Below are 7,481 nucleotides of genomic sequence, written 5' to 3' on the forward strand. Positions count from 1 at the left end.
ATAACTACAGCCCCGGATGCCATGACGTCCGGGGCAATAACAGTCGTCGCTGCCGTATTTTGTAAGGGATAAACTATGAAAAATGTCGCGCCTGTTGCATTACTTCTGGCATTAACGCTCTGTACCCTGCGGGTGAATGCCGAAGATGAACCGCAAATTATTACGCCGGAAGGACTGGCCACCAGCCAGATGCTTCCCTCGCTGGACGGCGCGGTTGCCGATCTGCCGCTGAGCGCTGCCGCCCCCGGCAACCTGATGCTCAACGACGCGGTAAGTCGTGCCGTGAGCTGGCATCCTTCTATTCGTGAATCGATCGGCAAACTGCTCTCACAAAACGAGCAGATAGACGTGGCGAAATCGAAATATTACCCGCAGGTTTCTGCCGGAATGAATAACGGTTACAGCAATACCTATACCGACCACGGCTTTAGCCCGGCGCTGGTTATTTCGGTGTCACAAATGCTGTACGACTTCGGTAAAGTCGCAAGCCAGGTCCGCGCCGAGACCGCCGGAGCCGCACAACAGCAGGCGAATGTGTTACTCAGTATTGATACCATCGCCCACGCAACCGCTAACGCGATAGTCCAGGTGCAGACGTGGCAACAAATGGTGGATGCCGCCGAAGAACAGCTCACCGCCTTAAACGACATTGGTCGACTGACCCGACAACGCAATGATGAAGGGGCAACCTCGCTGTCCGACGTGGTGCAAACCGATGCGCGTATCGAGTCTGCACGTTCTCAGCTGGCGCAATATCAGGCCAATCTCGACAGCAGTAAGGCCACATTGATGAGTTACCTCGGCTGGAACTCACTTAACGGCATCAGCAACGAATTCCCGGCCAAACTGGACAGCAGCTGCGATGTGGTCAAACCGGAAGATAAACTGGTTCCCGCGGTTCTGGCGGCCTGGGCACAAGCGAATGTGGCACAGGCAAATCTCGATTACGCCAACGCGCAGATGACGCCCACCATCTCTCTGGAGCCGTCGGTTCAGCATTATCTCAACGACAAATACCCCAGCCATGAGGTGCTCGACAAAACCCAGTACTCCACGTGGGTAAAAGTTGAGATGCCGCTGTATCAGGGGGGCGGACTCACCGCCAGGCGCAACGCCGCCAGCCATGCGGTAGAGTCTGCACAATACTCCATCCAGCGCACCCGACTCGAAGTACGACAAAAATTACTGGAGTCCCGCAGCCAGGCAATGAGCCTCGCCACCGCCCTGCAGATTCTGCGCCGCCAGCAGCGACTGAGTGAACAAACGCGCGAGCTTTATCAACAGCAGTATCTGGACCTCGGTTCGCGCCCGCTGCTCGACGTGCTTAACGCCGAGCAAGAGGTGTATCAGGCCCGTTTTGCCGAACTCCAGACTCAAAACCAGCTGCGCCAGCTCCAGCTGAACTGCCTCTATAACACTGGCTCGCTTCGCCAGGCGTTCGCCTTAAATAATCGCAGCATTCAATCGGTGGAGATCAAGCTATGAGCGACCTCGATTCACATGCAGAAGATGCGATTAGTGAACACGCTCTTAGCCAGTGGGCGCTGGCGATGACGCATATTGCCAATCACTATCGCGTGGCCTGTTCTCCCGGCGCAATCCAGGCCAACGCCCCGTGGTTTGCGGGAAAAAGCCGGGCAACGGCCCTGTCGCAACTGGCGCGTCAGGCGGGCCTGTCATTTCATGCGCTGGATACCGCCACGCAGGCGTTCGGTCAGTGGCATCTGCCGGTGGTGGCGGAACTGCGCGACGGCCAGCTAATGGTGATAGAGCATTTCAACGGCGAAGATGCACTGGATGTGTTTATCATCGCCGAAGGGGGCCAGCGTAACCGGCTCACGGTCGCAGAGCTTCTGCCGGAGATCGTGAGTATTACCGCGCTGCGCCCGCTGTCGGCGCTGAAGGACAGTCGGGTAGACCGCTATATTTCGCGCTTCAAGCCCGACTGGATGCGCGAACTGGTGTTAAAGGACATCCGCCCTTACCTGCCGGTCATGATTGCCGCCTTTCTGATTAACGTTCTGTCGCTCGCCGGGATTATCTTTTCTATGCAGGTTTATGACCGGGTGATCCCCGCTCAGTCTTATCCAACGCTGTATGTTCTCTCCACTGGCGTTCTGGTGGCGGTGCTGTTTGGCTTTTTGCTGCGCGAAGCGCGTACCCACATAATGGACCTGCTCGGCAAACGCGCCGATATGCGTATTTCCGATCGCGTATTCAGCCATGCATTGCGCCTGCGTAACAGCGCCGTCCCTCGCTCGACGGGGAGCTTCATTTCTCAACTGCGCGAGCTGGAACAGGTTCGCGAGATGATCACCTCCTCGACCATGTCGACCATTGTCGATCTGCCGTTTTTCTTTTTGTTTATCGTGGTGCTGGCTTTTATCGCCCCGCCGCTGGCATGGATAGCGCCCGTCGCGGCCCTGCTGATGATCCTGCCCGGTTTGCTGTTACAGAAGAAGCTGGCGGTGCTCGCCAACCAGGCTGCCCATGAATCCACCCTGCGCAACGCGGTGCTGGTCGAAAGCGTCCAGGGGCTGGAAGACATCAAGCTGATGCAGGCTGAAAACCGCTTTTTACAGCAGTGGAACAGCTACATCCGCATTACCGGAGAGTCCGGGCTGCGCGCGCGCAGGCTGACTCAGGGGCTGATTGGCTGGGGCATGTCGGTACAAAGTCTGGTCTACGCCGCCATCATTATGTTTGGTGCGCCGATGGTCATTGAAGGCACGATGACCACCGGGACCGTGGTGGCCGCCTCGATGCTCGGTTCCAGAATGATTGCCCCAATGGCTAATCTGTGCGGCGTGCTGGCCCGCTGGCAACAGGTCAAGGCGGCGAAGATGGGGTTGGACAGCATCATGCAGCTCCCCACCGAAACGCAGTACGACGAAGACCGGGTACATCAGGAGATTTTTCACGGTCATTATCTGTTTGAGAATGCACACTTTCGCTACCACAGCGACGATCAGCGCGTTCCGCTGCGCATCTCGTGCCTGGAGGTCATGCCCGGCGAACGGGTGGCAATCCTCGGGCGTAACGGTGCCGGGAAATCAACCCTGCTGCAGGCCATGGCGGGTGGTGTGGAGATTATCCAGGGCGATGTCCGGCTCGACAACCTGAGTCTGGCGCAGATCGATATGGCTGATTTACGCCGCAACATCGGTTTTCTTAGCCAGAACGCGCGGCTGTTTTTTGGCACCCTACGCGAGAACCTGACCCTTGGCGCACCGCATGCCAGCGACGCGCAGATCTTCGAAGCGCTGGAGGTCAGCGGCGCGGCAGCTTTCGTTAAACAGCTCGCCAAAGGGCTGGCGCATCCCATTATGGAGGGCGGCAACGGTTTGTCCGGTGGACAACGGCAGTCGATCCTGCTGGCAAGAATGCTGCTGCGATCGCCCAATATCGTGCTGCTCGACGAACCCAGCGCCTCGCTGGATGAACATACCGAGCGGGAGTTTATTCAGCGCCTGAACCAGTGGCTGGGCAACCGCACATTGATTGTCGCCACCCATCGCGTACCGGTTCTGGAGCTGGTCGAACGCGTGGTGGTATTAAAAGAAGGCCAACTGGTTATGGATGCCCCGAAAGCGCAGGCATTAAATGCGAGTCGGGCACCCGCCCCAACTCACGGTCGGGAGTGGAAAAATGAAAACCAATCCGCATGATGCCGCCATGGACGACCTCGATATCCGCCGCGAGCACCGTTTTTCCGGGGCCAGCCGCATTATTCTGCTCAGCACGCTGCTGTTTGCCGTCCTGGGTATCTGGGCATATTTCGGCAAGCTGGATGAAGTCTCAACCGGCAGCGGGAAAGTGATCCCCAGCTCGCGAGAGCAAGTCTTGCAGTCGCTGGATGGCGGCATTCTCGCTGAGCTTACGATACGCGAGGGAGATAAAGTGCAGGCCAATCAAATTGTGGCGCGCCTCGACCCTACCCGTTCTGAGTCCAACGTTGGGGAGAGCGCCGCCCGTTATCGCGCCTCACTGGCTTCCAGCGCAAGGCTTAATGCCGAAGTTAACGATCTGCCGCTGGTCTTTCCCGATTCACTGCGCGCATGGCCGGATCTCATCGCCTCCGAAACTCGTCTGTATAAAAGCCGTCGCGCGCAGCTTGCGGATTCAATGGCGGAACTGCAAGATGCCCTGGTCTCAGTTAATAAAGAACTGGCCATCACCCAACGGCTGGAGAAAAGCGGTGCCGCCAGCCACGTAGAAGTGCTGCGCCTGCAACGACAAAAAAGCGATCTGGGATTAAAAATCACCGACCTGCGCTCGCAATATTTCGTGCAGGCGCGGGAAGCGCTGTCAAAAGCTAACGCCGAAGTGGACATGCTGGCGGCGATTTTAAAAGGACGCGAGGATTCCGTCACCCGCCTGACCGTACGCGCGCCGATGCGCGGTATTGTGAAAAACATCCAGGTCACCACCATCGGCGGCGTTATCCCGCCCAACGGCGAGATGATGGAGATTGTGCCGCTGGACGATCATCTGCTGATAGAAACCCGCTTGTCGCCGCGTGATATCGCGTTCATCCATCCTGGACAACGGGCGCTGGTGAAGATTACCGCCTATGACTACGCCATTTACGGCGGCCTGGAAGGCGTAGTCGAAACCATCTCTCCGGACACCATTCAGGACAAAGTGAAACCGGAAATCTTCTATTACCGCGTGTTTATCCGCACGCATCAGGACTTCTTACAGAACAAACTGGGACGCCATTTCTCCATTGTACCGGGCATGATTGCCACAGTGGATATAAAAACAGGTGAAAAAACCATCGTCGACTATTTAATCAAACCGTTTAATCGCGCAAAAGAAGCGCTGCGCGAGCGCTAAATCCTTGAGGATTAGGGGTTGCGGGGGCTGGTCACGCGTGTCACAAGTCTGTTATACTTGCTCTAACACATTGGGGCTGATTCTGGATTCGACGGGATTCGCGAAACCCAAGGTGCATGCCGAGGGGCGGTTGGCCTCGTAAAAAGCCGCAAAAAAATAGTCGCAAACGACGAAAACTACGCTTTAGCAGCTTAATAACCTGCTCTGAGCCCTCTCTCCCTAGCTTCCGCTCTTAAGACGGGGATCAAAGAGAGGTCAAACCCAAAAGAGATCGCGTGGAGGCCCTGCCTGGGGTTGAAGCGTTAAAACTAATCAGGCTAGTCTGGTAGTGGCGTGTCTGTCCGCAGGTGCCAGGCGAATGTAAAGACTGACTAAGCATGTAGTACCGAGGATGTAGGAATTTCGGACGCGGGTTCAACTCCCGCCAGCTCCACCAAATCATGATCCGGATACGTCCGGTGAAGTACAGAAAGCCCGCATGGCACAAGCCCTGCGGGCTTTTTTGTGTCTGATGTTGTCCGAGAACATCCGGCTAAATCCAGATAAAATTGGTACACGTTTAGGTACACGCTATACTGTGGTCCATTAAACGTGTACCAATTATGGAAGGGATCCAGACATGGCGCGCATTACACGCCCCCTCACTAACAACGAAATCCTGAAAGCGAAACCCCGCGAAAAAGACTTCACCCTGCATGATGGTGATGGCCTGTTCTTACTCGTCAAAACCTCCGGTAAAAAACTCTGGCGCTTCCGTTATCAACGACCGGGAAGCAGCAGCCGCACAAATTTGAGTCTCGGCTCATACCCTGCCCTTACACTCGCAGCAGCTCGTCAGATACGCGACCAGCACTTAACCACGCTCGCGCAAGGCATGGATCCACAACAGCAACAGGAACAAGCGTCAGAACAACGCCAGATCGAGTTAGACAGCATTTTCTCAACAGTGGCTGCTAACTGGTTCCAGATTAAAAGCAAAAGTGTCACAAAGGATTATGCAAAGGATATTTGGCGTTCTTTGGATAAAGACGTGTTCCCGGCAATCGGTGCGATACCCGTTCAAGAGATTAAGGCCAGAACGATAGTTGAAGCATTGGAACCGATCAAAGCACGCGGCGCATTAGAGACTGTTCGTCGCTTGGTCCAGCGCATTAACGAAATAATGATTTACGCAGTCAACACCGGCCTGATTGATGCTAACCCGGCATCAGGTGTTGGAATGGCATTTGAGAAACCCAAAAAGCAGAATATGCCCACGCTACGACCAGAAGAATTACCTAAGCTGATGCGTTCTCTGGTCATGTCAAATCTGTCTGTTACGACTCGTTGTCTTATTGAGTGGCAGCTTCTGACCCTTGTGCGCCCTTCTGAGGCTTCTGGTGCTCGGTGGGTCGAGATCGATCTTGATGCCAAACTCTGGACGATTCCCGCCGAACGAATGAAGGCTAAGCGTGAACACATTGTTCCTTTATCACCGCAGGCGCTAAATAGCTGCGCCTAATACCGCTACACTTTTGCCTGACCATGTTTTCCTCCGGGGAATGGGCTGGCGGTTTCCATAAAATGGCGGACCTTTTTCAGTAACTGCCACATTGAGCGGCACTGATGATTACGGGTTATCGTGTCATGAAGTGCCTGCCATAGCCGTTCCACATGATTCACCCACGGCGAGTAAACCGGCTGGTAAATTACCCTGAACTTGGGATTTGCTTTCAACCAGCGCTGTGTTTCGCGGCTTTTATGGATAATGTAGTTATCAACGATCAGCGTGATTGTTTTCGCCCGCCGGTAAGTGGCTTTCAGGTGCTTCAGCAGAGCGATAAACAGCGCTGAACTTTTGCTGTTGCCGCCCACGTAGCTGACTTTACCCGTGCCACTGTGCAGTGCGCCGGCCAAATAGTATTTTTCGTTCTGCCCCGGCGTCACTACCCGTTTCTGCTGTCCGCGCAACTGCCAGTCCGCACCGATTTTAGGATTAAGGTGGATATCCACTTCATCTTCATAAAATACCGGATGCTCTGCGCTGCATTCATCCAGCGCTTTGTGGATTACCGCCATCTTTTCATCTTTATGTGGGTCACGGATACGCAGAGTTGGCGCGGCCCTGCGCCATACAAGCCCCGCAGATGGCAACCAGCGGCGAACGGTTCCTGCATGTAACTGGCAACCGGTTATCTCATTGATTTTTATTGCCAGTAATTCGGTGCTCCAGCGTGAACGTTGATAACCAAAATCGCCGGGAGAATGCTTTATCAGCTCACGTAACAGGGTGCAGATATGTTCAAAAGGCCAGCGTCGGGAGCGCCCTGCGGGTAAGGATTTCAGGCCTTCAATACCTGAGTGCGTAAACCAGTTAATCCAGCGACCAACGGATGAACGGGCACAACAGAGAGTTCTGGCAACATCGCTGACCCGTTCACCCCGATGAAGCATCAGCATGGCCGTGAGTCTGCGGGCATGATTTTTATCACGCGTTTTATGAATAGCTTTCTGCATCAGGCGTCGTTCGCCACGGGGTATTGGTACTATGATCGGCATCGCTCAGTCCGGTTGGTGATTTTGGTTGGTTTGGCGATTGATCAGATCGCACAATCCGGGCTGAGTTCCCTTTCAGTGATCTACTATTCCGCGCAGCTATTTAG

At 55.0% G+C, this 7,481-nt stretch carries 4 protein-coding genes, 1 other RNA gene and 1 pseudogene; 5 read left to right on the plus strand and 1 reads right to left on the minus strand.

Going from position 1 to position 7,481, the window contains the following annotated elements; genetic code table 11:
* Positions 1-75 precede the first annotated feature (75 nt).
* The 5 genes and pseudogenes from OGX92_RS07035 to OGX92_RS07055 all read left to right on the plus strand — a co-directional run.
* A complete protein-coding gene (locus tag OGX92_RS07035) occupies positions 76-1,485 on the plus strand; it encodes a TolC family outer membrane protein (RefSeq protein ID WP_063941899.1) in 1,410 nt (469 codons plus the stop codon).
* Positions 1,482-3,668, plus strand: coding sequence for a type I secretion system permease/ATPase (locus OGX92_RS07040; RefSeq protein WP_286586372.1), 2,187 nt, complete (start codon positions 1,482-1,484; stop codon positions 3,666-3,668). The genes OGX92_RS07035 and OGX92_RS07040 overlap by 4 nt, the downstream gene beginning before the upstream one ends.
* A 7-nt stretch (positions 3,669-3,675) precedes the next feature.
* Complete coding sequence (locus OGX92_RS07045; protein ID WP_122973896.1) at positions 3,676-4,839, plus strand: beta-barrel domain-containing protein; 1,164 nt, start codon at positions 3,676-3,678, stop codon at positions 4,837-4,839.
* Positions 4,840-4,911: 72 nt separating this feature from the next.
* Positions 4,912-5,275, plus strand: a transfer-messenger RNA (tmRNA) gene (gene ssrA, locus OGX92_RS07050).
* Between the two features lie 183 nt (positions 5,276-5,458).
* Positions 5,459-6,325 (plus strand): annotated as a pseudogene (locus OGX92_RS07055) (phage integrase central domain-containing protein); the annotation flags it as partial.
* A gap of 20 nt (positions 6,326-6,345) precedes the next feature.
* Here OGX92_RS07055 and OGX92_RS07060 read toward each other — a convergent pair.
* On the minus strand, positions 6,346-7,377 hold the full coding sequence (locus tag OGX92_RS07060; RefSeq protein WP_001395480.1) for an IS630-like element ISEc33 family transposase: 1,032 nt from the start codon (positions 7,375-7,377) through the stop codon (positions 6,346-6,348).
* Between the last annotated feature and the right edge of the window lie 104 nt (positions 7,378-7,481).

This window comes from Citrobacter sp. Cpo089 (genome assembly GCF_030332695.1).
In the GTDB taxonomy this organism is placed as follows: domain Bacteria; phylum Pseudomonadota; class Gammaproteobacteria; order Enterobacterales; family Enterobacteriaceae; genus Citrobacter; species Citrobacter portucalensis.